At 63.7% G+C, this 24,248-nt stretch carries 24 protein-coding genes and 3 tRNA genes; 16 read left to right on the top strand and 11 right to left on the bottom strand.

Going from position 1 to position 24,248, the window contains the following annotated elements; all coding sequences use genetic code 11:
• Positions 1-5: 5 nt before the first annotated feature.
• Positions 6-1,853 (bottom strand): LCP family protein, encoded by a 1,848-nt coding sequence (locus ACSJJT_RS06535; RefSeq protein WP_435917521.1) that lies wholly within the window; start codon positions 1,851-1,853, stop codon positions 6-8.
• A 223-nt stretch (positions 1,854-2,076) separates the two neighbouring features.
• Here ACSJJT_RS06535 and ACSJJT_RS06530 point away from each other — a divergent pair.
• A tRNA-Ser gene (locus tag ACSJJT_RS06530) sits at positions 2,077-2,166 on the top strand.
• A 201-nt stretch (positions 2,167-2,367) separates the two neighbouring features.
• Positions 2,368-2,440: transfer RNA gene (locus ACSJJT_RS06525), tRNA-Arg, on the top strand.
• Between the two features lie 126 nt (positions 2,441-2,566).
• On the opposite strand, the gene ACSJJT_RS06520 is transcribed toward ACSJJT_RS06525, so the two are convergent.
• Entirely contained in the window at positions 2,567-2,776 is a 210-nt protein-coding gene (locus ACSJJT_RS06520; RefSeq protein WP_435917520.1) for a PLDc N-terminal domain-containing protein, read from the bottom strand.
• Positions 2,777-2,832: 56 nt separating this feature from the next.
• Here ACSJJT_RS06520 and ACSJJT_RS06515 point away from each other — a divergent pair, with 56 nt between their 5' ends.
• Positions 2,833-3,555, top strand: a complete 723-nt coding sequence (locus tag ACSJJT_RS06515) for a glycerophosphodiester phosphodiesterase family protein (protein WP_435917518.1) — start codon at positions 2,833-2,835, stop codon at positions 3,553-3,555.
• Between the two features lie 16 nt (positions 3,556-3,571).
• Here the strand turns inward: ACSJJT_RS06515 and ACSJJT_RS06510 are convergent, their stop codons facing one another.
• Positions 3,572-5,452: a potassium transporter Kup gene (locus tag ACSJJT_RS06510; protein WP_435917695.1), complete on the bottom strand. Its 1,881-nt coding sequence runs from the start codon at positions 5,450-5,452 to the stop codon at positions 3,572-3,574.
• A gap of 219 nt (positions 5,453-5,671) precedes the next feature.
• Positions 5,672-7,567 carry an alpha-amylase family glycosyl hydrolase gene (locus ACSJJT_RS06505; RefSeq protein ID WP_435917517.1) on the bottom strand — a complete coding sequence of 632 codons (1,896 nt, stop codon included), beginning with the start codon at positions 7,565-7,567 and terminating at the stop codon, positions 5,672-5,674.
• A 98-nt stretch (positions 7,568-7,665) separates the two neighbouring features.
• On the opposite strand from ACSJJT_RS06505, the gene ACSJJT_RS06500 reads away from it, so the two are divergent.
• Entirely contained in the window at positions 7,666-8,187 is a 522-nt protein-coding gene (locus ACSJJT_RS06500) for a YbaK/EbsC family protein (RefSeq protein ID WP_435917516.1), read from the top strand.
• Between the two features lie 82 nt (positions 8,188-8,269).
• Here ACSJJT_RS06500 and ACSJJT_RS06495 read toward each other — a convergent pair whose 3' ends face one another.
• Positions 8,270-9,013, bottom strand: coding sequence for an HTD2 family dehydratase (locus ACSJJT_RS06495; RefSeq protein ID WP_435917515.1), 744 nt, complete (start codon positions 9,011-9,013; stop codon positions 8,270-8,272).
• On the bottom strand, positions 9,010-9,636 hold the full coding sequence (upp, locus tag ACSJJT_RS06490; RefSeq protein WP_435917694.1) for a uracil phosphoribosyltransferase: 627 nt from the start codon (positions 9,634-9,636) through the stop codon (positions 9,010-9,012). The genes ACSJJT_RS06495 and upp overlap by 4 nt, the downstream gene beginning before the upstream one ends.
• A gap of 328 nt (positions 9,637-9,964) precedes the next feature.
• Between upp and ACSJJT_RS06485 the strand changes: the two genes are divergently transcribed.
• The 5 genes from ACSJJT_RS06485 (at position 9,965) to ACSJJT_RS06465 (ending at position 14,306) form a co-directional block, all read left to right on the top strand.
• On the top strand, positions 9,965-10,603 hold the full coding sequence (locus ACSJJT_RS06485) for a tRNA adenosine deaminase-associated protein (RefSeq protein WP_435917514.1): 639 nt from the start codon (positions 9,965-9,967) through the stop codon (positions 10,601-10,603).
• Between the two features lie 36 nt (positions 10,604-10,639).
• The gene (locus tag ACSJJT_RS06480; protein ID WP_435917693.1) at positions 10,640-11,089 is read left to right on the top strand and encodes a nucleoside deaminase; all 450 of its coding nucleotides are present in this window, start codon (positions 10,640-10,642) and stop codon (positions 11,087-11,089) included.
• Entirely contained in the window at positions 11,086-12,513 is a 1,428-nt protein-coding gene (locus ACSJJT_RS06475) for a lipopolysaccharide biosynthesis protein (protein ID WP_435917513.1), read from the top strand. The genes ACSJJT_RS06480 and ACSJJT_RS06475 overlap by 4 nt, the downstream gene beginning before the upstream one ends.
• Before the next feature lie 78 nt (positions 12,514-12,591).
• Positions 12,592-12,676 (top strand) — tRNA-Ser (locus ACSJJT_RS06470).
• A 127-nt stretch (positions 12,677-12,803) separates the two neighbouring features.
• Positions 12,804-14,306: a potassium/proton antiporter gene (locus ACSJJT_RS06465; RefSeq protein WP_435917512.1), complete on the top strand. Its 1,503-nt coding sequence runs from the start codon at positions 12,804-12,806 to the stop codon at positions 14,304-14,306.
• 97 nt (positions 14,307-14,403) lie between these two features.
• Here ACSJJT_RS06465 and ACSJJT_RS06460 read toward each other — a convergent pair whose 3' ends face one another.
• Both ACSJJT_RS06460 and ACSJJT_RS06455 read right to left on the bottom strand, forming a co-directional pair.
• Complete coding sequence (locus ACSJJT_RS06460) at positions 14,404-14,952, bottom strand: LytR C-terminal domain-containing protein (RefSeq protein WP_435917511.1); 549 nt, start codon at positions 14,950-14,952, stop codon at positions 14,404-14,406.
• A gap of 9 nt (positions 14,953-14,961) precedes the next feature.
• Positions 14,962-15,255: a type II toxin-antitoxin system VapB family antitoxin gene (locus tag ACSJJT_RS06455; RefSeq protein WP_435917510.1), complete on the bottom strand. Its 294-nt coding sequence runs from the start codon at positions 15,253-15,255 to the stop codon at positions 14,962-14,964.
• A 131-nt stretch (positions 15,256-15,386) separates the two neighbouring features.
• Between ACSJJT_RS06455 and ACSJJT_RS06450 the strand changes: the two genes are divergently transcribed.
• Both ACSJJT_RS06450 and ACSJJT_RS06445 read left to right on the top strand, forming a co-directional pair.
• A complete protein-coding gene (locus ACSJJT_RS06450) occupies positions 15,387-16,556 on the top strand; it encodes a MalY/PatB family protein (protein WP_435917509.1) in 1,170 nt (389 codons plus the stop codon).
• Positions 16,557-16,754: 198 nt separating this feature from the next.
• The gene (locus tag ACSJJT_RS06445) at positions 16,755-17,594 is read left to right on the top strand and encodes a prolipoprotein diacylglyceryl transferase (RefSeq protein ID WP_435917508.1); all 840 of its coding nucleotides are present in this window, start codon (positions 16,755-16,757) and stop codon (positions 17,592-17,594) included.
• Positions 17,595-17,711: 117 nt separating this feature from the next.
• On the opposite strand, the gene ACSJJT_RS06440 is transcribed toward ACSJJT_RS06445, so the two are convergent.
• Positions 17,712-18,755 carry a septal ring lytic transglycosylase RlpA family protein gene (locus tag ACSJJT_RS06440; RefSeq protein WP_435917507.1) on the bottom strand — a complete coding sequence of 348 codons (1,044 nt, stop codon included), beginning with the start codon at positions 18,753-18,755 and terminating at the stop codon, positions 17,712-17,714.
• A 370-nt stretch (positions 18,756-19,125) separates the two neighbouring features.
• On the opposite strand from ACSJJT_RS06440, the gene ACSJJT_RS06435 reads away from it, so the two are divergent.
• The 5 genes from ACSJJT_RS06435 to ACSJJT_RS06415 all read left to right on the top strand — a co-directional run bounded on the left by ACSJJT_RS06435 (position 19,126) and on the right by ACSJJT_RS06415 (position 23,358).
• Positions 19,126-20,373, top strand: coding sequence for an alpha/beta fold hydrolase (locus ACSJJT_RS06435; RefSeq protein WP_435917506.1), 1,248 nt, complete (start codon positions 19,126-19,128; stop codon positions 20,371-20,373).
• Positions 20,374-20,431: 58 nt separating this feature from the next.
• Entirely contained in the window at positions 20,432-21,028 is a 597-nt protein-coding gene (locus ACSJJT_RS06430; RefSeq protein ID WP_435917505.1) for a sugar O-acetyltransferase, read from the top strand.
• The gene (locus tag ACSJJT_RS06425; RefSeq protein WP_435917504.1) at positions 21,025-21,750 is read left to right on the top strand and encodes a hypothetical protein; all 726 of its coding nucleotides are present in this window, start codon (positions 21,025-21,027) and stop codon (positions 21,748-21,750) included. Before ACSJJT_RS06430 ends, ACSJJT_RS06425 begins: the two co-directional genes overlap by 4 nt.
• A 685-nt stretch (positions 21,751-22,435) precedes the next feature.
• On the top strand, positions 22,436-22,879 hold the full coding sequence (locus ACSJJT_RS06420; RefSeq protein WP_435917503.1) for a hypothetical protein: 444 nt from the start codon (positions 22,436-22,438) through the stop codon (positions 22,877-22,879).
• Positions 22,880-23,172: 293 nt separating this feature from the next.
• Positions 23,173-23,358, top strand: a complete 186-nt coding sequence (locus ACSJJT_RS06415; protein WP_435917502.1) for a hypothetical protein — start codon at positions 23,173-23,175, stop codon at positions 23,356-23,358.
• Here ACSJJT_RS06415 and ACSJJT_RS06410 read toward each other — a convergent pair.
• Both ACSJJT_RS06410 and ACSJJT_RS06405 read right to left on the bottom strand, forming a co-directional pair.
• Positions 23,351-23,548 carry a hypothetical protein gene (locus tag ACSJJT_RS06410; protein WP_435917501.1) on the bottom strand — a complete coding sequence of 66 codons (198 nt, stop codon included), beginning with the start codon at positions 23,546-23,548 and terminating at the stop codon, positions 23,351-23,353. The two genes, ACSJJT_RS06415 and ACSJJT_RS06410, sit on opposite strands and share 8 nt — an antisense overlap.
• 60 nt (positions 23,549-23,608) lie before the next feature.
• Complete coding sequence (locus tag ACSJJT_RS06405) at positions 23,609-24,091, bottom strand: hypothetical protein (protein WP_435917500.1); 483 nt, start codon at positions 24,089-24,091, stop codon at positions 23,609-23,611.
• Positions 24,092-24,248: the final 157 nt, after the last annotated feature.

Below are 24,248 nucleotides of genomic sequence, written 5' to 3'. Positions count from 1 at the left end.
TTTCGTCAGGGCTGACGAGGGTTGTACGTGCAGGCGTCAGTCACCGACTGGGAGACGTCCTGGTTGGTCGGCGAGGGGCTCGGGGTGGCGCTGTGCGCGGATTTCTTCGACCCGTTCGGGGTCGGTTTCGGCGTGGCGCGCTTGCTGGGCCTTGCGGCCGAGGCACCCGTCACTGGTTTGTTCTTGTTCTTGGACTTCGAGACGCCATTGATGGCGGCCTTCACCTGCTTGCGGACGAGGTCGTAGTCCGGATGGGCCGAGACGAACCCGTGCTTGCCGTTGGTGAAGACGACGCGGTTGATGTTGGCGTCACGCATGTTGATGGCCAGGTCGACGAAGGCTGGCAGCATACCCTGCGGGATGTCGGAGACCACCATCTGGCCTGAGGCGTCAGCAATCGACTCGAAGCGCATCAGGACGGTCTGGGGGCTGGCCTGGTCGAGAACAGCCTTCATGAGGCACGACTGACGTCCCATACGGTCGTAGTCGGTGCTTTCCGAGCGTGACCGGGCGTACCACATGGCGTGGTAGCCGTCGAGGTGCTGATCGGAGCCGATCTCGAGGTAGCCGTCGGGCTTCTTGCCCTCGGTGTTGCCGGCGATGGGCAGACGTTCGTTGACGTTGACCGTCACGCCGCCGAGGGCGTCAATGAGTTTCTGAAGGCCGTCGATGTCGAGCATGACGAAGTAGTCGATCTTGAGGCCGAGGGCCTCGCCGGTGGCCAGTTTGAGGGCGTCAGCGCCCGGGTAGTCAGTCTCGCCCATGTGATCGGCGTAGTGGGCCGACACCGTCGACCAGATCTCGTTGGCCATGTAGTCGGGGTTGTGGCCGTCACCGTCCTCACCGACGAAGCCATTGGGGAAGTCCGTGTGCAGCGGCGAATCAGTTGGGAAGGGCATTTTCGCGGTGTTGCGCGGGATCTGGAAGATCGAGGTGTCACCGTTGGAGGTGTTGATCGACGCCACCATGATCGTGTCGGTGTTCATGGAGTTCTCGGCGCGATAGTTGCGCGCCTGGGTGTCGTCAGCGCCGACGAGCAGAACGTTGACCCGTGGCTTGGAGGCCCAGATGGCCTTGACGTCCTGGTTGTAGTCGATGGAGGGACGGGTGCCGGAGCGCTTGTCCGTGAAGATCCGCCCGAGCATGTTCGCCTCGTCGTAGGCATAACGCCCGGCGACGGCCAATGGGGTCGCGATGGTCATGCACAGCGCGGTGACGAGGACAGCCGACAACCATCGTTGTCCTCGGGTGATGCCGCGTGGGCGAAGGTCCAGGTGGGAGAAGGTCAGCAGGGCGACCAGGGCGACGGCCAGAATCGGGAGTCCCCAGGTCAGTGCGGTGAGCAGTTTCGGCCGTACGACGACGGATGCTGCGACGGTTGGATTCGCCAGGACGAAGAAGACGGCGATGGTCAGCGTGATGAGGAGCAGACCGATGACTGTCAGGCCGGCGACCCGGAGACGCGGAGTGCGACTGCGAGACAGGGTCAGCCCCGGAATGATCGCTCCCAGGGCGGTCCATCCCAGACAGGTGCGGAAAGCGTGGTTACGTCTGGCCTCCTCGTTCCACCGTGACGGGGTGCGTCGCCCCCGGTTTGCCGGCGATGACGACGCTGCGCGACGGGCGGGGGTGGGACGAGACTGCGGCTTGCTGGGGGGCTGTGGGGTGTTGATGGGAGGTTCGGTGGCCGAGCGACGCGGGCGCGGGAAGGAACGGGATTGCGGCGCCGCGGCCTCGAGGTCCGCTCGTTTCAGGACGTGGGTGTCCTCGTAAGCCTCCGGATCGTTCATCCAGTCCGGGTTGGCGGCGTGACGTGGAGACGGCGGGTTGGCGCCGTGCGACTCGTCAGCCATGCTCATCCCTTTCCGCGCATGTCGATGGGGCGGACCCCATGGTAACCGTTGGCACCAATGGGACGTGAGACCGGCTGGCGAGGTGGTTGCGAATTGTCAACGCGCGCAGGGAGAACCGCGGTTGGATGCGCTTGTCGGGGCGTTGTCATATGGATGCGGATGGGACGAAGGAGGGTTGGAATTGGAGGGAAGGGGGTTGAGACGGTAGGCTGACACGGCACTTGGAGGTGTCGCCTAGTCAGGTCTATGGCGCCCGCCTGCTAAGCGGGTTTGGGAGGTAATCCCATCGCGGGTTCAAATCCCGCCACCTCCGCGGATGCCCGGTGGCTCCCTTGCGGGGGCGCCGGGCGCGTGCATTCCTGGAGCGCAGCCGTCAGGCGTCGTCGAGGTGTTTGACAGCAGGTGCTGATGGCTCTCAAATCCGCTGTTCCAGCGGGTGTGAAGGGGCCGGAGGCCCTCGAGTTTGCATTGCAGGATCGAGCGTTGTAGCGTTTACCAACGCGCGCAGTGCCAAGCGCCCGTGGCTCAACGGATAGAGCATCTGACTACGGATCAGAAGGTTGGGGGTTCGAATCCCTCCGGGCGCGCAAGATGGAGACCCCGCCTTCATGGCGGGGTCTCGTTGTTTTTTGAGGCTGCGACAACGTCGCAGCCTCAACGCCCCACTGGCGCCCGTTGGCACGACGTGTGCACCATGTCCTCTGGTTGGGAACTCAGCTCAACGCTCTCTTTTTCCCCGCGATGAACCACACGATCGGTCCGACGACCGGGAAACAGAAGCACACCACGGTCCAGATCAGCTTCCCGGAACCCGTCAGCATCCCTGAACCCAGGATCGACAACAGGGCAAGTATGAACAGCGCGATCGGCACAACAATGGCCAGGGCGTACAGAATGATGAGCACGATACCGGTCGTAACCATGCCATTCAGCGTACCGGCTCCGTCGCCCAGGTCGATGTCGGTGGCATCATGACCACATGACGACCGTGTGGGCCCATCGCGGCTCGAGCCTGCAGTTTCCGGAAAACACCCTCCCCGCCTTCCAGAACGCCATCGACCTCGGCGCCGACGGCATCGAACTCGACGTTCAACTCACCAGTGACGGCCACGTCGTCGTCTGTCATGACGAAACCGTCGATCGCACCACCGACGGACACGGCGCCATCGTCTCCATGACCCTTGACCAGGTCCGTTCCCTCAACGCTGCTCACACCGACCACCCGCGCGTCCAGATTCCTCTCCTCGACGAGGTCCTGGATCTGCTGGCCCCGACCACACTCGGCCTCAACATCGAGCTCAAGAACAGCGTCGAGCGCTACCCGGGCCTCATCGAGGCTGTCGCCCGTGCCATCGACGCCCACGACATGGCCGACCGCATCGTCATCTCGTCGTTCAATCACCGCTGCATGGCCGAGGTCGCCGAATGCACCCACAACTCGGTTGAACGCGCCATTCTCTATGCCGACGACATCGTCGATCCCTGGGACTACGCCCGTCACCTTGACGTCCAATCCGTCCACCCGGGAGCCCACCTCCTGGCCGATCGCGACGACGTCCCCAAGTTCCACGACGCAGGCCTCGCCGTGCGTACCTGGACCCTCGACGCACCCGACCACCTGCGTGCCGCCCAAACCCTTGACGTCGACGCCGTCATCACCAATGACCCGGCAACCGCCCAGCGGGTCCTGGCGGAGAACTGACCCCAGCACCAGATCGTCACAGATCGACGACCTCGCCCATGACCACTGCACGGGTGCGCGGAATGCGGAATACTCGCGTTCGGTCAGCCTGGTTGCGTGCAAGACCCACGTAGAGCATCTTGCGCCAGGCGGCCATCCTCGCCCCCTGCTTCGGCTCGGAACACTTCACGTCGACCAACGACAGGTAATAGATCGCGTCGTCGAGGTGTTCCTTGATCACCGGGCACTTGTCCGCTGCCAGGGCCAGTGCCTTCGGGACGTCCTGGGAGTCGGCGAATCCGACGTGACAGGCGATGTGGATGATGCCGTCGGTCGGTCTGCCGAGATCGACCTTCTCGATGCGGTTGACGTGACGCACGTGTGGGACGTTCTCCACCACCATCGAGATGATGACGTTGTGCTCGTGGAGCACGTGGTTGAACCTGAGGTTGTTGAGCATGGCCAACGGGGTCGTCGCCCGGCCCGGATGCGGGTAGACAGCTAGTCCGGGCACGCGGGTCGGCGCGGTCTCGTGGAACCAGTTGAGGAAGTCGTCCAGTCGGCCTTCATCGTTCTGCCTCTGCGTGGCGATGTAGGCGCTACCACGTCGCCACGTCGTCATGATCGCGATGACGACGGTCGCGAACACCAGCGGAATCCAGCCGCCCGACGCGATCTTCAGCAGGTTTGCGGCGAAGATTGACAGCTCGACGCCACCGACGACGACACCGAAGGCGACGAGGGCCCACATTGGCCAGTGCCACGCGCGATGAGCCAGCACCAGGAACAAGCTCGTCGTCAGCAGGAAGGTACCGGTGACGGCCAGGCCGTAGGCGGTGGCCAGCGTCGTCGAGGTCTGAAAGATGAGGATCAGCGCCAGCACACCGACGAAGAGGATCGAGTTGATCTCCGGGATGTAGATCTGGCCACCCTCGGACTTCGAGGTGTGACGCACGCTCAGGCGCGGCAACAGTCCCAGACGGGCCGCCTCCGAGCTCATGGAGAAGGCTCCTGAGATGACGGCCTGGGAGGCGATGACGGTGGCCATCGTGGCGATGACGACGAGCGGGATCGTCGCCCAGTTGGGAGCCAGCCGGAAGAAGGGATTGTCGATCCAGTCGGGGTGCTCGAGGATCATAGCTGCTTGTCCCAGGTAGTTGATGAGCAGGCAGGGGAGCACGACGGCGAACCAGGCCAGCCGGATCGACGGGGCGCCGACGTGACCCATGTCGGCGTAGAGGGCCTCGGCGCCGGTGATTGTCAGGACGACTGCGCCCATCGCGATGAAGGCCATCCCGGGACGCTCGACGGTGAAGAGGATCGCCCAGTGCGGGGACAGGGCCGTGATGATGAAGGGCTTGCTGATGATCCACGGGATTCCCAAGGCCGCCAGGGTGAGGAACCAGACACCCATCACCGGCCCGAAGGCCTTGCCAATGACCGCCGTCCCTCGTCTCTGCACGATGAACAGGATCGTCAGGATGACCACAGAGGCTGGCAGGACGATCTTCTCGGCGTCCGGATTGGCGACGGTGATGCCCTCCATCGAGCTCATCACCGAGATTGCCGGGGTGATGAGGGAATCGCCGTAGAACAGGCCGGCGCCGATAATGCCGAGCAGCAATGCCGTCATGCCGGTGCTCTTGTGACCGGCCAAGAGGCGACGCACCAAGGCCATCAGGGCGAGGATGCCGCCCTCGCCGTCGTTGTCGGCGCGCATCACGACGATGACGTACTTGACGCACACCACCAGCAGGATCGACCAGAAGATCATCGAGATTATCCCCATGACGTCACCGTGGGTAGGGCGAACGGCATGATTCTCCATGGAGAACACCGTTTGCAGGGAGTAGAGCACTGAAGTGCCGATGTCACCGAAGACGATTCCCAACGCAGCCAAGGCCAGTTCTGGCTTCATGGCTCGGATCGGTTCAGGATCACTGATCGGCTGGGTGGCCTTTGCCACTGCCTGCCGTCCATGTCTGCGACTCACTCCAAAAAGTATGGACCTCGTGGTCCCAACTACAAATCGAACAGAGAAGGAAGCTCGGACGCAAGAAGGGCAGGGAGAATCGTCGTGACGTCCCTCCGCCCCGGCGACGCTGTTGTCGTCGCACGTATCGGTGTGATGACGGCCTTAATCGCGCGACAGGATGATCGCGCTGTACGGTGGCAGGACAAGGGTCGCCGAGGCCGGGTGGCCGTCGTAATCGTCCTCGACGGCGTCGAACGACTCAGGTACGTCCACCCCACCGAACGCATCCGAGTACACCTTCGCGTCCGAGTTGAGCCTGGTCCCCCAGCGACCGGCGGCTGGCATCCCGATGGTGTATTCGCCCCAGGTCTTGGAATCCAGGTTGACCGCCACCACGACGTCGTCGCCGGCCCCGCCGTCAGCCCAGCGGTGGAAGGCGTAGACGTGGGTGTCCGGGTTGAGGTGCAGGGTGTCGACATGCTGGCCGGTGAGCCCCTTGGTGCGGCCCTCCTTGTTGAGACGCAGTCCGACGAGGTCGCTGTACATGCGGAAAATTCCCGTGAACTCGTCCTGTTGGTCCCAGTGCAGCGGGACGGTGTCGCGGAACCACTCGCCCTCCAGGAACTCCTGGCCCTGGAAGATCATCGGCAAGCCAGGTGAAGTGAGCACCAGGGCTGCCCCCAGGGTGGAGCGCTTCTGGGCGTAGTAACCGGTCGGGTCACCGTCGTCGACCTCCTGGGGCACCCGGGCCGAGCCATTGGCGACCTCGTCGTGGGACTCGGTGTAGATGACGCGGGAGAAGGCGTCACCGTAGGAGAACTCGACGGCATCGCGTACGGCGTCCATGTTGCGGGCCTCGTCGGAGGCGGCGATGACGGCGGCGCGGATCGGGTGGACGAAATGGTTGTCCCACTGGGCATGGAAGGCGGCGCCGTCGTCAGCGGTCGAGACGACCTTGGGCTCACCGTGCAGGTCCTCGGCGATGGTGATGGCGCGTGGGAAACGCTCGCGGATCTCGGTGTTGATCCAGTGGGTGAGGCTCCAGCCGTCGGGGATGTTCATCTCGTCGGCATCGACGCTGCGCATGTACGGGGTCATGTCGTAGCGCAGACCATCGGCGTGGAACTCCTCCAGCCACATCATGGCGTTGTCACGAATGAACTCACGCACCTCGCCGCGACCGTAGTCAGGACGAGTGTCGCCCCACGGCGTCGAGGACTTCCAGTCGTTGTAGAAGTAGATTCCGCCCTTGCCGTTCTCGCTCCAGCCGTCGAACTGCCACAGGTCGAGGTCCGAGGGGCCGAAGTGGTTGTAGACGACGTCGATGATGACGGCAAGCCCGTGCCGGTGGCACACCTTGACCAGGTCACGCAGTTTCTCCGGGCCACCGTAGGCGCTCTCGACGGCGAAGATGTGGGCGGGGTTGTAGCCCCAGGAGTAGTCGCCGGCAAACTCCATGAGTGGCATGAGTTCGATGGCGTTGACGCCCAGGTGGACGAGATGGTCGAGTTTCTCCTCGATGGTGTCCAGGGTGGCAGGTTTGTCGTCGTCGGGATCCTTGTCGAAGAAGGTGCCGACGTGCATCTCGTAGATGACCATCTCATTGAGGGTGGGGGCGGTGAAGTCGTCATCCTCCCAGTCATAGGCATCTGGATCGGTGATGATCGCGTTGCCGATCGAACTCGTCACATGGCGGGCGTAGGGGTCGATGCGGGAGATCACCTGGTCGCCGGTGATGAGGACGAAGCGGTACTCGTCGCCCACCGTGGCACCGGCCGCCTGGCCGTACCAGTAGCCGTTGTCCTCGCTGACGAGCTGGAACTTCGCTGAGCGAACCTTCTCGGCGTCGGCCTCATCTCCCGTGGGCTGGGCTGCCCAGTCGTCGAAGGTTCCGGTGACGGCGACGGCCTCGGCGTGCGGCGCCCACACCCGAAACGCGGCGCCACCGTCAATGAGCGAGACGCCCATACCCTTGGCACGGTCGGCGTAATCGGTGGGAATTGGATCGTTGGCATTCGGGCGAGAACCGCCGTTTGCTGCCGTCGTGTCGTCGGTCATCGTTCTCCTTGTCGTCGAAACAACCACGGTCAACGGTATCCGTCCGTGGTGTGAGAGGTGGTCCCATGGCGTGATCGGCGGTGACTACGGTGGGTCGCATGTACGACTCCGTTGAACACCTGCCCGCTGCTGATCATCCCGAGCTGCTGGCCGTGACGGTCGCCGGTCGGGCCGCCGAGCTGCCGTCGGCAGCCGTATTCAGCATCGATCCTGGGATTGCCGACACCGACGCCTTGTGCGAGGCCTTCGGCGAGGGTCCCGAGACGTGTGGCAACTGCGTCATCGTCAAGGGCAAGCGCGGTGCCGTCGAGAAGTACGTCGCCTGCCTCGCCCTCGCGACGACAAGGGTTGACGTCAACAAGGTGGTGCGTAAGAAGCTCGACGTTCGCAAGGCGTCATTCGCGCCCATGGACGAGGCCGTCAGTATGTCCGGGATGGAGTACGGCGGAATCACCCCGGTGGGTCTGCCCGCTGAATGGCCGATCTGGATCGACCGGCGCGTTGCCGAGGCCAAGGCCGTGTGCATTGGGTCGGGGCTGCGCAGCTCCAAGCTCATCGTCAGTGGGGCTGACCTGGTGTCCCTGCCCGGGGCCGAGGTCGTTGAGGGGCTGGCGAACTGAGGTCGCTCGCCGCGTGGGAGGGTGCTCTGGAGGCTCCTGATCCAGGAACTGTGTGGAGCGCATGGGTGAGTAGCCCGCTGTGTCAGAACTCCTTGAGGGTTGCTGTCGCAGTGACCGTGCCGTCGGGGCGACGCACCTGGGCCTGGCTGTCCGCGACACTGACCGTCAGGCGGGTCGGAGCGGTCACGCAAGCCCGGAACCGGTAGGAGAACTCCTTGCCGATGAAGTCCTCGTACCTGAGGGTCTGGGCCATGAGGAGGGCCTGCAGCGGCCCGTGGACGACCAGTCCGTCGTGGCCGTTGCGGCGGCAGAAGTCGCGGTCCCAGTGGATGCGGTACGGGTTGGCCGTCAGAGCCGAGAAGGTCACGAGCAGGGGCTCGGTGGCCAGGAAGCCGTCACCGTCGGTCTGGCCGGCGCCCTCAGGAGAGGGGTTGGGGGACTGGGCAGGCAGGAAGACGTAGTCCTGATCATCGACCAGGCATTCCTGGCCTTCCTGGGCCCAGGAGGATCTCATCGTCACGAAGTGGAGAGGGCCGCGACGACCCTGTTTGTCGGTGACTGAGGCGACTTCGGTGGTGCGAGTGGTCTCGCGGTTGAGGGTGAGCGGGGTCATGGTGCGCACCCGGCCACCGGCGAACATCCTCGTCATGCCCGGTTCCGGGGTGATCGGGGAGTCGATCGTGTACCCGTCCTCGTTGAGGTTGGCTGGGTCCACCAGGTCGAGGAGGAGTACCCAGTGCCAGCACGGCGGGACGACGTCGCCGGGGTCGGGGGAACCCAGCAGGGTTGCCAGACCACGCAGGTCGTCGGGCCGAAGTCGCGTCATTCGGCCAGCCCGTAGAGACGGTCGCCGGCGTCACCGAGGCCGGGGACGATGTAGCCGTGCTCGTTGAGGTGGTCGTCGACGCCCGCCACGACGAGGTGGCAGGGGACGTCAAGGTCGCTGACGAGCTTGCGGAAGTTCTCGATGCCTTCCGGGGCGGCCAGGATACACAGGCAGGTGATGTGGTCGGCGCCACGGCGCACCAGGAACTCGACGGTGCCGCCCAGGGAACCGCCGGTGGCGAGCATCGGGTCGAGGACGTAACACTGACGACCGGACAGGTCGTTGGGAAGACGCTCGGCGTAGGTCATCGGCTGGAGGGTCTCCTCGTCACGGGCCATGCCGACGAAGCCGACCTCGGCCGACGGGACGAGGCGCATCATACCCTCGAGCATTCCCAGGCCAGCGCGCAGGATCGGGACGACGAGCGGCTTGGGGCGAGCCAGGGCAACGCCCTCGGTGGTGGTGAGCGGGGTGGTGACGGTGGTCGGCTCGATGCGCACTTCGCGGGTGCCCTCGTAAGCCATGAGGGTGACGAGCTCCTCGACAAGTTGGCGGAAGACCGGGCTGGGGGTATCCACCGAGCGCAGCAGGGTCAGCTTGTGGGAGACGAGGGGATGATCCATGACATTGAGTTCCACGGGACCAACCCTCGCACATGAGGGGCAATTGGCGGCACTCGGTCACAGGATTCGGGGTGTGGGGAGTGGGTTCGACAACAGCCACGCCCCGAGACATCAGCGAAATCTGCCACAAAATCGCGATGATAACGTTGCCATGGTCTGATCCGGTCAATTCGTGGCAGATTTCGCCGATAACAGCCGGGACAACCCCCCTCGGCGGCGTTCCGAACCTTCCACCCACTGACAAGTTCATGCTCAAATCGACCCTGCGACTGTTTCCGCGGCCAGATGTCTGCAACGATGGAGGCGTTCGCCCCCCAAGGAGGTCGTCATGTCCCGGTTCAGCGATGACGAGTTCGTCCCCGACGACAACGTCAAGTCCTTCGACGCCGATGACGCCGATGACTACGACGATCTCGATGAGTACGACGAGTTGCCCGAGGACGACTACGACGACGAAGATGACGACGATTACGACGACGACCTCGAGGATGCCGGCGAGGACGAGATCGACTTCGTCGTAGCCCTCTACAACGATGATGGCGAGCGCATCGCAGTCCCCATGGAGCCGATGCTGGCCAACGACCTTGACGAGCTCATCACCCAGTTGCGTCGTCTTCCCGCCGATGCGGGGGCCGTTGGCATGGTTTCCATCGACCACCAGTTCTATGTCATCGTCCGGGTGCGCGGTCGTAACGTGCAGGTCTTCCTGTCCGACGCCACCCAGGCCAACGACTGGCCGATTGCTCGTGACGTCGCCGACTTCCTGGGCGAGGACATCCCCGACCCCGACGATGACCCCGAGACCATGGGCGACGGCGACATGCTTGCCGACGCTGGTCTGGGCGAGTTCGACATGGAGGCCTTCGCCGAGACTGATGAGGACTCCGACGAGATCGTGGCCGACATCGCTGCCCGGGTTCACTTCGGACCGCAGTTTGAGCGGGCCGCCAACACGTCGGTGCGCTGACCCGTGGTCGGCCCGATGCCGGGTTGGCGCGGGGCCATGGCCCGGGCCCTTGACGTGGCGCGCTGCGCGGCACAGTGGGGTGACGTCCCCATCGGCGCGATGATTCTCGGTCCTGATGGCAAGGTCCTCTCCGAGGCCGGTAACGAGCGCGAACTCACCGGTGACCCGACCGCCCATGCTGAGGTGCTCGCCATCCGACGTGCGGCCGAGGCCCGAGGCGGTTGGCGTCTTGACGACTGCACCCTCGTCGTCACCTTGGAACCGTGCACCATGTGCGCCGGAACGATCCTCGCGGCGAGGATCCCGAGGGTGGTCTTCGGGGCCTTCGATCCCAAGGCCGGGGCCGTCAGTTCCCTCTTCGACGTGATGCGCGATCCGCGGCTACCGCACCGGCCCGAAGTGGTCTCCGACGTCATGGCCGGGGAGTCGTCCGCCTTGTTGCGCGAGTTCTTCGGCAGCCATCGGGCCTGTACCGTGGACGGGTGACCAACACGCCAACGGAATCGACGCCGTCGGAATCCGGGGAGCGGACGCCGCCCGGAAAAGCCACGGCAACCGAGGAGAAACGGGTGCGCTTTCCGCGCGCTCACGCCTACATCCAGCGCCATGAGTTTCTCGCCTCGGTGACGAAGGTCATGAGTGGTACCGGCCTGGCCCAGTTGATTGCTGCCCTGGCCACCCTTTACGTCACCCACCACATCGACCCGTCCGACTGGGGAATTTACGGCGCCATCATGGCCGTCTCCCAGTTCGTCATCCCCGCCGCAGCCCTGCGTTACGAAATGGCCATCGTGCTGCCGCGGGACAACTCGGAGGCCAAGCGGGTGCTTCGGTTGGCGACGCGGATCAACGCCATCGTCTCGACGTTGGCGATGCTGTCGATGATCCCCCTGGGCGGGTACCTCAGTGGGCTGCTCGGCAAGCCGCAGGCCCGGTGGTGGCTGTTGGCGGTCGGCCCGATCGTCTTCGCCTACACCCAGGTCAACGTCGTCAACTACTGGGCGAATCGACGCAAACAGTTCGGCATCATCGGTACCAACGCGCTGTGGTGCCAGTCGACGACGGCAGTCGGACGTATCACCTCGTGTGCCGTCAATGCGGCCGCTTTCGGCCAAGTCGTCGCGACCTTCTTGGGCAAGTGCTTGGCCCTCAACAATTTTCGACGCCGCTTGGGCCCAGACTTGCGCAGCATCAAGGAATCCGACATGCCGATGCGTGCAGTGATGCGCAAGTATCGACAGTTACCGCTGTTGACGGCTCCGAACGCCATCGTCGACGCCATCCGGCAGCAGGGCGTCAACATGATCATCATGGTGAAGTTCTCGACGGCTGGTTACGGACGATTCAACATAGCCTGGACGCTGATGCAGATGCCGGCCTCGGTCATCAACCAGGCGTTGTCCCAGGTGTTCTTCCAGAAGCTGTCAGTCTCCGACGCCGGGAAGTTCTACCAGACCGTCAAGAAATCGGTGGTGAGGTCGTTCCTCATCGGCATCGTGCCTTTCGGATTGCTCTATGTGCTCATCCCGCCGGTGCTGCCGTGGTTGTTGGGCGCGAAGTTCCAGCAGTCGGCCGACATTGCGGTGGCTCTGGTGCCGTGGCTGTACGTCAACTTCGTCACGTCGCCGATCTCGAACATGTTCATCGTGACCCGCAACAACGGGATCGCCCTGGCCTTCGCGATCATCTACGCGGTTGTGCCGCTGACCTTTCTGAACCTCAGCGACCTTTCGATGGTCGGGACAATTTACCGCATGTCCTTCATCATGGCTGGGTTGTTGGTGTTCTACATCGGGCTGGCGCTCGTGGTCGCCAGGAGATTCGACAAGAAGAACATGAAGGTGGACCCGGCGGTCGAGACGGCCGAGGAGGCTGAGGTCAACAGTGAGGACGAGGACAGCCGCCCCTGACGCGCTCTGACATCTGATCGTCGTATCACCGCCATTCGAGTTTTGGCCAGAGGTGATGGATTCGTTATCCTTGTCCACGGTGACGTGTCTGAGCGGCCGAAAGTGCCCGCCTCGAAAGCGGGTGTAGCGAGAGCTACCGAGGGTTCAAATCCCTCCGTCACCGCCGAGAAGGTCCCGGGAACTGAGGAGTTCCCGGGACCTTGTGTCTGGTGGTGGGTTGGGGCACAGCCCGAAACACAGAGTGGTGTCCAGATCCACGACGGACGTCGTCCAGCTGGGATAATTACCTCGTGCAACCCTCTGACCTCGCCCTGTTCATCGGCGCCGTCGTCGTGTTGCTGGCCGCCTTCGCGGCCCGGATCGGCTCCCGTCTGGGATTGCCTGCTCTGTTGCTGTTCCTCTTGGTCGGCATGCTGCTCGGCCCCATCGGGTTCGGCATTGACTTCAACGACTTAGGCGCCGCACACGCCATCGGTTTCGCCGCCCTCGTGCTCATCCTTGCCGACGGCGGATTATCGACCAACTGGAAAGACATTCGACCGGCCCTGGGCCCTGCGGCCTTGTTGGCGACCGTCGGAGTCGGCGTTTCCGTCGGCGCCATGACTGTGCTGGGCCACTACGCGCTCGGCCTGCACTGGAGCGCCGCAGCCCTCCTCGGTGCGGTCACCGCCCCGACTGACTCTGCTGCGGTGTTCTCCGTGCTCCGCGATGCCTCCTTGCCTGACCGACTCAGATCGGTGCTCGAGGCTGAGTCCGGCCTCAACGACGCCCCGACCGTCCTCGTCGTCATCGCGCTGACCGGGGTCGCGACTGGGGAGTCGACGGCTGGTGTACTCCCCCTTCTTGGATCCATTGCCCTTGAGCTCACCGGTGGCATCTGCGCCGGTCTGGTCGTCGGCTGGGTGGCCGTCAGGATTGGGCGACGCATCAACCTGCCATCCGGAAACCTTTACGCCATCGCCGCGATGGCATGGGCCGTGACCGCCTACGGTGTCGGCGTGTGGATTGGCGTATCCGGATTCGCCGCGGTCTACGTCGCCTCCGTCATGATCGGCAATGGCGACCTGCCCTATCAGCACACCACCCGATCCTTCTCCGAGGGTATCGGCTGGATCTGCCAGATCGGCTTGTTCGTCATGCTCGGTCTGCTGGCCAACCCCGACCGTCTCACCTGGGCCTCCGTTGGCTCCGGTGTTGCTGCCGGCCTGTTGTTGACCTTCGTTGCCCGCCCCCTGGCAGTCCTTGCCTGTACGACATGGTTCGGGTTCCGTCGCAACGAGCGGTTCTTCCTGTCCTGGGCTGGCCTGCGCGGAGCCGTGCCGATCATTTTGGCGACGGTCCCAATGGCGTCCCACATGGAGCGTGCGGACAAGTTCTTCGACGTCATCCTGGTGCTCGTCGTCGTGTTCACCTGTATCCAGGGCCCGACCCTGCCGGGCGCGGCGAAGCTCCTCGGCGTCGTCGATCCACAGATGGCCAAGGACGTGACGATCGAGGTTGCGCCCCTCGACGAGATCGCTGCCGACCTCCTGCAGGCTGACGTTCCCGAGGGATCGAGACTGTCCGGGGTGACGGTCCGCGAGCTGCGGCTGCCGCGTAACTGCGTCGTCTCGCTCATCATCCGCGGCGACCGGTCCTTTGCTCCGCGCGCGGAGACCAAGCTCGAGCACGGTGATGAGCTGCTCATCGTCGTCCCCCAGGGGCAGCGACGGTACGTCGTCGAGAGGCTGACCGAGATTGGCCGGGGAGGCCGGTTGGCGCGCTGGCACGGGTTACGCATTCAGGCCGAATAACCACGCGGACGGCGTCGCTGGACAAGCTGACCAGAACCCACTGAGAAGGCCACGGATGCACATGGATCCGTGGCCTTGACAGGGTTGATGGTCAGGACTACTTTTCCCCCGGCGTCGCCAGCATCGATGGGGTCGGTGACGGTGACGGCAGGCACACTGGTCCACCAACCTTCACGAACTTCGGTGCATTCGTCTTGAAGTTCGGGTTGCGATCGCCGAGCACCACTTCAACCTCATGGTCGACGCGTTTGGGATCCGATTTCAGTACTGCTCCTGGGAAGTAGCCGGCAACCAACTTCACCTCGGGATCTTGGGCGTCGTGGCCGATGACCGTCACCTTCTTGACCGTGGGCTCACGGTTGGCCACCGAGTCAATGACGAACCCGACGTTGGCAAGCTGCTTCGACACGCTGCTCGCCAGCCCGCGGGTGTGGCCGGAATTGTACACCGAGACCGTGACGTCCTTCGTCGTCAATGTGCCCTTGACGTCCTGATTGACGCAGGGGGTGATCGGTGGCGGAGGGACGGGCGCGCTGACGGCCTTCCATCCAGCGCGGATGGCCACCGCGATGAGGACGACGAGGGCCAGCAGGGTGATCGGGGTGCCTGCCATCCTCAGATAGTGGCGACGTTCATCAGGAGTCATGACGGGGCATCAGTCTAGTTCGAGGACACGGGCATGGAGGGTTTGACGCTGCTGAAGGGCAGCACGAAGCGCGCGGTGCAGGCCGTCCTCAAGGTAGAGATCGCCGTGCCAGGCCACGACGTGGGCGAAGAGGTCCCCGTAGAAGGTGGAGTCGTCTTCGAGAAGGTTGGCCAGGTCAAGGTTGCTCTTCGTCGTGACGAGCTGATCCAGGCGCACCTGCACGGGTGCCAGTTGGGACCACTGCTTCTGCGTGTACCCGTGGTGAGGGTATGGGCGGGAGTCACCGACACGTTTGAAGATCACATGACGATCCTACAAGCTTCTCGACGGCGATCCCGGCAGACGTGCCCGGGGCATGTGACAAGCTGAGATGAAAGGGCATGTGGCTGCATGTCTGTGACATCGCCCTGGCTGAAGACTATGGAAGGACGGCAATGACTGGTTTCGACTTCGACAGCCCCACTGTCGAGTGGTTGCGTTCACGCGGCACGGCCAGGTGGGAAGACGTCGCTGAGGGGGTCATCCCGCTGTGGGTGGCCGAGATGGACTTCCGGGTTGCCCCACCCATTCAGCAGGCCATTGAGGACATGGTTGCCAAGCACGCCTACGGATATCCGCGTGACAACGGACTGCGGCACTCCTGGGCGGCATGGACCAAGAAGGCTCAGGGCCTGACGATCGATCCGCTCAAGGTGCGCTACCTGCGCAATGTCCTCTGTGGAGTCCAGCTGGCCATCCGTACCTACAGCGCTCCCGGAAGCCCCGTGATCGTCCCCTCCCCGGCATACATGCCGTTCTGGAAGCTGCCGGGGCTGGAAGGACGCGAGATCATCTCGGTGCCGATGGTCGACTCCGACCTGGGCTGGACCCTCGACCTTGACGGCATTGACGCGGCCTTCGCCAAGGGTGCCGGGTCGATCATCCTCTGCCAGCCCTACAACCCGCTGGGTCGCGTCTTCACCGCGGAGGAACTGCGCGGCCTGGCCGAGGTCGTCGAGCGTCGCCACGGGTTCGTCATCTCCGACGAGATTCATGGCCCCCTCGTCCCGGCCTGCGAGAAGCGTAAGGCCTCGGTGCCCTACGCCAGCGTCAGCGAGGGGGCGGCCGCTCACTCGGTGCTGGTGTCCTCGGCGTCGAAGTCGTTCAACATCCCCGGCCTCATGACGGCTTTCATCTCGTTCTTCACCGATGAGCAGGCCACGCTGTGGGATCAGAGGGTCGATCCGCTCGACGCCGAAGGGGCCACCACGGTCGGCATGGCTGCCAACAAGGCTGCCTTTGACTCCGGTCAGGAATGGTTGGACGCTGCCAACTGCTACATCCATGACAACGCGGTGTGGCTGTCGGAAACCTTGGCCGATCAGCTGCCGGGAGTGTCCTACCGGGTTCCTGAAGGCACCTACCTGGGCTGGCTCGACTTCTCCGCCTACGAGCTGCCGGCCTCGCCAGGGGAGTGGTTGTTGCGTCACGCCCGTGTCCGTCTCAATGACGGTCCGACCTTCGGACCCGGGGGCGAGGGGCACGCACGTATCAATGTCGCCACCCCGCGTTATCTGCTCGCAGAGGCCGTCGACCGGATGGTGACCGCGATCAACGATCGTTGACGTTCGACTGATGATCGTCAGATCATTGGCCTGGTGAGTCCTGATCCGCAAGTGAAGGGATGCCAACCCGATCCGGGCACGTACTCACTTCGAGACGCGCCCGGACGCATTGCACCAGTTGGCGCCTGCACTGTGAAAGGGTGACATGAAGAGTGCGTGTATGCGCGTACGTTCCAGCCCCTAGCGAGAGGTCGATACATGGACATCAGCGCCATGGATCCCAAGGACATCCCCGGACTGTTCGACGCCGAGGTCGTCGGGCCCGATGGTGAGAATGTCGGGACGATCCAGCAGATCTTTGCCGACGAGGTCACCGGTGCCGTGACCTTCGTGACCGTGCTTTCGGAGGGCCACGAGCACTTCATTCCGGTACGCGGCGCCGATTACTCCACGAGCCACGTCAGCGTGCCGTTCACCCGTGACATCATCGAGACCGCTCCTGAGGCGTCCGAGGAGGACGACCTCTCGCGTGACCGGGAGGCCGAGGTCTACGGCCACTACGGCATGGAGCCCGCTCGTCGCTCCGGTCTGGAGGTCGATGACAACGACATCGTCATTGCCCAGCCAGAACGTGGTGCCATCAGCGAGCCTGACATCGTTGATGCCGACGAGGAGGAGACCGTCGAGACCCAGCCCGTCGACGATGACGAGGTCAGCCAGGACACCACCGTCACTCCGGGCATCGTTCCGGCGGCTCCCCGTGACGAGGACTCCCCGGTTGCTGAGGGTGGCGAGGAGGACGACGAGAACCGTCCCGAGGTGCTCAGCGACGATCACTCCGATGACGAGATTCTCCCAGCCTCCGAGCCCGGCCCCGCTATGGGTCTGCCGGCTGGTGCCAAGCTGCGCCGCTACGTCGTCACTGATCTGGTGACGGTGCAGATCCCGGTGCGCCGCGAGGTGGTGTGTTGGGAGGATGCCGAGGGCAATGTCCATGAACTCGACAAGGTCGAGGCCCCGGAGGACGCCAAGAAGGCCGGGGTTCCCGGACAGGCCACCTGGTGGTTCAACGACGGTCCGGAGGCTCCAGTCGGCTGATTCCTGGGTCAGAGGTCCTTGGCCTGAGAAGTCGTGAACATGACGTCAGCCCCCGATCCGCAATGGATCGGGGGCTGACGCTGTACGAGGACGCCACATCCTCGACGTCTGGTGAACTCAGGAGACCTTCTCGTAGGTGACGTCGGCAACGCCAGCGCTGGGCGACGAGATCTGGTTGAAGGCAGCCGGAGTCAGGTCGAGGCAGCGACCGGAGACGTAGGGTCCACGGTCATTGATGCGCACGACGACGGAGCGTCCGTTCGTCTTGTTGGTCACCTTGAGGCGGGTGCCGAAGGAGTAGGTCTTGGAGGCGGCTGTCATGGCCGAGGAGCTGAAGGATTCGCCGGAGGCGGTCTGCGAATCGGTGTAGAAGGAGGCCCCGCAGCTTCCTGCGACGCCACTGGTGGAGACGTCGGCGGCGCTACGGCTCGAGTGCTCGGAGGAACGGGAGGTGCGCGCGGACTCCTCGGAGTGACGCTGCGTCGACTTCGGGGCGGTGGCGTCCTTCTGAGCTGCCTTCTCGGCTTCTGCGGCGCGCTTGTAGCTGGCCTTCGAGCGCAGCAGGCTCATGGTGACGGCGTCGGTGACTCCGGTCTGCTTGAGGGCGTTGGCCTTCTGGAACACCTTGACGGCGTTGGTGGTGGAGGGCCCGTACGGCAGTCCGACCCACGTGCTCGGGAAGTAGCTGAGGGTTGAAAGGTCGCGCTGAACAGCCTTGGTGCGGGCATTGTGGTCGCCGCGCTGGGCGAAGATGCCGACCGGGCGGGTGACCTTGGTGATGTAACGGGTGGCGACCCAGGAGGTCTTGCCGCGGTAATTGACGGGGGTCCAGCCCTGGACGTCCTTGCCAACGATGAGGAGACGGTCACCGGGGTGGACGAGACCGTGCCGCTTGTACTCGGTGCCGCGTCCGGAACGAACGTTGAGGTGGACGCGGGACTGCGCGAACTGGGTGGTGTACGGGGTGGCGCGCTTGGCCTGCTTGGCCGGCGCTTTCTTGGTCTGCTGGGTGGGAGCCTTCTCGGCATGGGCTCCAGGGGTGCCGGTGGGGGCGGCGTGAGCCTCCTCGGCGATGGTGCCCATGACGGCGAGTCCCGCCGCAGCGGTCAGAGCGACGGTGCGCTTGAGAGTCGTCCCGGCGGTGGTCGAGGTGTTGGTCATGTGATGTTCCTTCCGAGCGTTGCCGCAGGTTCAGAGGCTCGTTGAACTGTACGTGTTCCTGAGAGATTCTCAAAATCCGCTCAGTATAGGTGGACGGGTGTCACCTCGGGACGTGCCGTATGTGTACCCCAAACCTGCGGGACAAGCTGCGACGATAGTTGTGGTGGATGGGGGATAGTGTGGAAAGGCTGAGAAAATACTGAGGGTTCTGGATCTGGCAAGCCTCGCGCCGCTGAGGAAGCGACACAGGAGAGCTCGTGGACGTGACGAATCCATCGTCACACATACAACTTGGTGTCGAGAGTGTGGGGCTGGACGAGGAGCGGCGGAGTCGACTCGGTCGGTGTCGGGGCCTCGTAGGCTTAATGCCATGACGTGGAACCGCAACATTCCTGGCCTGCTGACCGACGACATTCGCCTCAGGGTTCCGTTGGACCACAACAACCCCGAGGACCTGCGCACCATCGAGATCTATGCGCGTCTGGTCGCCGCTGTTGACGGCACCGACAAGCCGTACCTGGTCTTTCTGCAAGGTGGCCCGGGGTGTGAGTCGCCGCGTCCCACCCTGCGCGACCCTGGATTTCCTGGTTGGCTGGCCCGTGCGTTGCAGGACTACCAGCTCGTGCTGCTCGACCAGCGCGGTACCGGGCTGTCCTCCCCGGTGAGTGAGCCGGTGGGGGATGCTGCCAGTCAGGCCGAGTACCTCACCCATCTGCGCGCAGACGAGATCGTCGAGGACTGCGAGGACGTTCGCCGCCACCTCGGCATCCAACAGTGGGCGGCCCTGGGGCAGTCCTTCGGCGGGTTCACCCTGCTGAGGTACCTGTCCACCTACCCGGATTCCTTGTCGGCGGGATATTTCACGGGTGGCCTGTCGGCGGTCGGACGTTCTGCCGACGAGGTCTACACAGCCTGTTACGACCAGCTGCGCACCAAGTCGCTGGAGTATTACAAGCGGTTCCCGGAGGACCGGGAGCGGTTCGCGGAGCTCATGGCGCTGGCCGAGAAGGCCGAGATCACCACCCCGAACGGTGACGTCGTGACGCCGTCGCGGTTGCGGTCGCTGGGGCATCTGTTGGGTGCCTCGGGTGGGGCCGAGAAGCTGCACTATCTGTTGGAATACCCGTACACCTCGCGGTCCTTCCGCCATGATCTGGCCGGGCTGCTGCCCTTTGACGGACGCAATCCGTTGTATGCTGTCATCCACGAGTCGTCCTATGCCGACGGTGTGGTCACCGGATGGTCGGCGGCGCGGATGCTGCCCGACGAGTTCACGGAGGATCCGACGCTGCTGACGGGAGAGCACGTCATGCCGGAGTGGTTTGACACCGACCAGGAGCTGCGGCCGTGGAACGAGGTTGCCAATCTCATTGCGAACCATCCGTGGCCGAAGCTGTATGACGCTGACGCCCTCCGGGCTGCCGGGGTGCCCTGTGCGGCGGCGGTGTACCACGATGATGCCTATGTGCCGCGCGAGTTCTCCTTGGAGACGGCGGCCCTGCTTCCACAGATGCATGCCTGGGTGACGACCGAGTACGAGCACAATGGGTCGAATGCCTCTGGTGGTGCGGTGCTTGACCGTCTCATCAAGCTTGCCAGGGGAGAGCTCGTCAGGTGAGGTTGCGGGGCGTGCGAGGTCCACGGGACGTCCTCACCTTCCCGATACCGTTGACTTCATGACTGGCCACTTCGCAGGGGACTCCCGCACGAACCGGGAGCGGATGCTCGCCGGGGATCTCTACATCGCCGACGATCCGGATAACTCCCGCATCGCCGACCGCGGAGCCAGGCTGGCCGACGCCTACCACCGGGCCTTCCTCAACGATCCGGGCAGTGCCAGCCCCCTGTTGGCCGAACTCCTCGGCGAACTCGGTGAGGATGCCGTCATCAAGCCGCCGCTGTACGTCGACTACGGTGAGAACATCCATGTCGGCGCGCGCAGCTTCGCCAACTACAACCTGACAGCCCTCGACGTCGCCGAGATTCGCATCGGCACCGACTGCCAGATCGGTCCGAACGTCCAGTTGCTGACCCCTACCCACCCGATCGACCCGGATCTGCGTCGGGACCGCCTGGAGGCGGCCAGGCCCATCACGATCGGCAACAATGTCTGGCTTGGCGGAGGCACGATCGTCTGCCCCGGTGTCACCATCGGTGAGGACAGCGTCATCGGAGCCGGAGCGGTCGTCACCAAGGACATCCCGGCCGGATCCATCGCCGTCGGCAATCCGGCGCGCGTCATCGGATCGGTCTATGACAGGAAAGGCGAATGACCATGAACGACATCCCGGATCTCCCGGTCAACTGGTGCGATCCTGACTCCGTCGGTGCCGAGCTCCCGGAGACCGACGACGTCGAGGCCGACCCGCAATCCGTGCAGATCCCGCCAGCTGAGTCCTTTGAGGTGTTGCGCCGGGCCAGCGAAGAGGAGCTGCGAGCCCAGGAGCGCGGTGAACAGATCGACCCACTCGAATCCGGACGAGCCGCGATCGCCATCGCCCTCACCCCGCTCTGTCAGCTCGAGGGCGCGATCATGCTCGGCGTGAGCCTGCTGGACGCCGTGCTCAAGCGGGTCGAGCAGGTTGACGATGCCGCTGTCGAGGTGTACCTGCCCGACTGGCTCTTCGACCACGAGGGGCTCACCTCCGACGAGGTCCCCGGCCTGCTGGTTGAGCGGGTTCGTCGTGACATGGCCGACCCCGTCGTCGTCTCCACCATGGGGGAGGAGGCCGTTGAGCAGCTGCGCAGTGGCCTGTCGGCGATCCTGGCGGCTCAGCAGCAGGATGCCGCCGAGTTTTCCCGGTACGTCAACCCGGACGTCGACCCCGAGTGGATCATTGATGGTTGTCAGGAGATCTGCGTCGCCCTGGCCGCCCACGCCGCGACCATCGGCTGGCAGCGTCCCGAGGTTGACGTCTCCAACGTCTTCGCCACCCTCGACATGGCTGACGGTCCCGATCGCGTTCGTACCTTGCTGAGGCAAGCTCGCCAATGATCGGTGACTGATCGGGCCGTGAAGTTCTTGAGAGCTCTTGACGATCATCACCCAGAACATCGGCGATCGGCACCGGGAGGTTACCGGGTGCGACCAGGGTGCCGATCTCGTCGTTCACGACGGCCTGGCTGAGACGTTGATAATCCAGTGACTGTCAAGGTAGTCGTCCGATCCCGGGACTTGAAAAGGACAGTCGTTACTGCGAGAGGTTCCCTTCACTGCAATGGGTGTACACCTGTCGGAATGAAGGCTGCCCGATCGTTTCGGATCCGTGAGGTGTCGCCGTAGCTCGCCCAGAACGTGCTGGGGCTCGGGATCGCTGCAGCACTCGTCTGCGGCGAAGATGTGGTCGGTTTCGTCAGTGATGTGACAGCCGTCGCGGAAGAATGAACGGCACCACAACCACTCAGCGCTGACAGAGCGACAAGTGCTGCGGGAACAACGCGCAACGAGAGATCCGGATGATGCATGACCTTCTTCTCCTCGGATTCGTCACGTGGTGACACGTGGTGGCGTTGCGTCGAGAATCGTGTCGAGACCACGGAGCTCCACGTTCATCGGTGCATGTGGATACCCGGGATCTGCTCGTCGTCCTCGCCATTACCACTCTGTTCCTGTTCGGTATCGTTTGTGGCGGAGATGTCACAGACTTCGTACCACCCTCATCGCCGAATGGAGAACGATCATGGCTCCGAAGAATTTCCTGAATAATCTCCTGTGGCGGCTTGTCATGCTCAAGAAAGAGAATCGGGAGCGCATGGACACGTTGCGACGATACGTCGACCTCGCCGTCGAGAAGATGACGTTCGAGGAGAACGGTGACCACGAGTATGACGTGGTCATGGCGCAACAACTTCTTGTCTGTGCTGAATACTGTCATTTTGTCCTACCCAAGGACGATTTCGAGCTTTTCCAGATCCGTATGGGAATTCCCATGAACGGAGTTCTCATACACCTGGTACAGGACGATAAGGGGATTCATGTTTGCTGCCGTGACGACAGCAATTCTGAGGTAGTTTTGAACCTCTCGCCTCTCGATAGGGAGGGTGTGGCAATGGCGGCCATTCTCTTTGAGGTGGAGAGAATCTTGCGTGAGGAGGCTCAGGTGAGTAGGGATGATGTCCAGTGAGGGCCCCAAGACTCACCCCCGCGTAGGCGGGGAAGACGAGATAGGCCCCAATAGTCCCAAACTGGATCGCGCCTCACCCCCGCGTAGGCGGGGAAGACGAAGAGGTGCTGGCCGGGCGGGTAGTCATGGCCTGGAACGCCCCCCTTGATCGGGGACGTATCGAAGCCGAGTATGCGCACGCCCAGCTGGCCGCTCCGGCATTGCCGTGGTGCTGCCTGATACGTGTAGAGGCGTCTGTGCTGGGGTGCCGGTGGCGGCATGATGATAGGTGTGCGGCGAAGAGGAGACACGCCATGACTGATTTAATGCTGCTGCTGTTGCCTACAGATGGGCTGCCATCCCCCCACCCCGAGGCTCCCCCTGGCGTGGACCATGTTGCGACACTGCCTTATGTGGCCGCCTTCGCGGTGCTTGCCGTAGGTCTGGTGGTGGCTGTCGTGGGCGGTCTGGGAGCGGTTGCTGTGAGCTTGCTCAGGTGAGGTAGGCGAGGATGAAGCCGACGATGATGGTGACGACGGCGGGGAAAAGCCAGACAAGGGGATTCTTCTGTTCCATGCCGTAGTCGTCGTGGTTTTTGCGCCAGTAACAGAAGCAGATTGCGACTATCAGCACCCAGGCTATCCCGCCGCCGATGATGAGTTTTGAGATGGCAGAGATGAGGATGGTCACGGGGGTCCGGCCCCGGGGGTGTGTGCTGGGCCGGCCGACAGGTTCAGCACACGGGGCATGTTATGAGGCGAAGGTCTGGCGTTTTGGGCGGCCTGTTTTGGGATGGCGTGTTCGGGCCCACTGTTCGGCTGCGGCTTTGGGAAACAGGAGGCCCTGTGCGGTTTCGATGACAAGTGCGGGGAAGCCAGCGGTGCCGTCGCGCTGGGGGATACGCTGACGCGACAGTCCTGCGGCTTCAGCGATTTCGGTGTATCCGACGACGGGCGGGAACAGTGGCCGGTCGAGGTCTGTGAATAATTCGTCTTCCGGGCGGGTTTCAACGCCGGTGACGGTGACATTGCCGCACGCGTCGATGACGGCTGTGTGGGCAGTCTCGATGGCGTGGACCGACGAGTCAGCCTCGACGAACACCGACAGTGATCCGGTGTGTTCATCCTGCTGGCTCAGCGAGGCGACCGGGGATAAATGATCGAGGGCTTCCAGTGCGTCGAGCATCATGTCTTCGCTGACTGTGCGAAGTGATAACCGAACCTGCCACATCATGTTCTCCTTTCGTGTCGATATATCTCAGGGAGGGGGTCAAGGGGGGCTGGGGTTCCAGCCCCCTGTTGGACTGTTAGACGGTGAATCCCGAGCGCCTCAGTTCAGAAAGCATGTTGGCCCATGCTCTGCGATCTGATGGGGTCTTGTGGATCATGAC

This window comes from Cutibacterium nasicola, assembly GCF_051303185.1.
Lineage (GTDB): Bacteria > Actinomycetota > Actinomycetes > Propionibacteriales > Propionibacteriaceae > Cutibacterium.
This window is presented reverse-complemented; position numbering and strand designations above follow the sequence as displayed.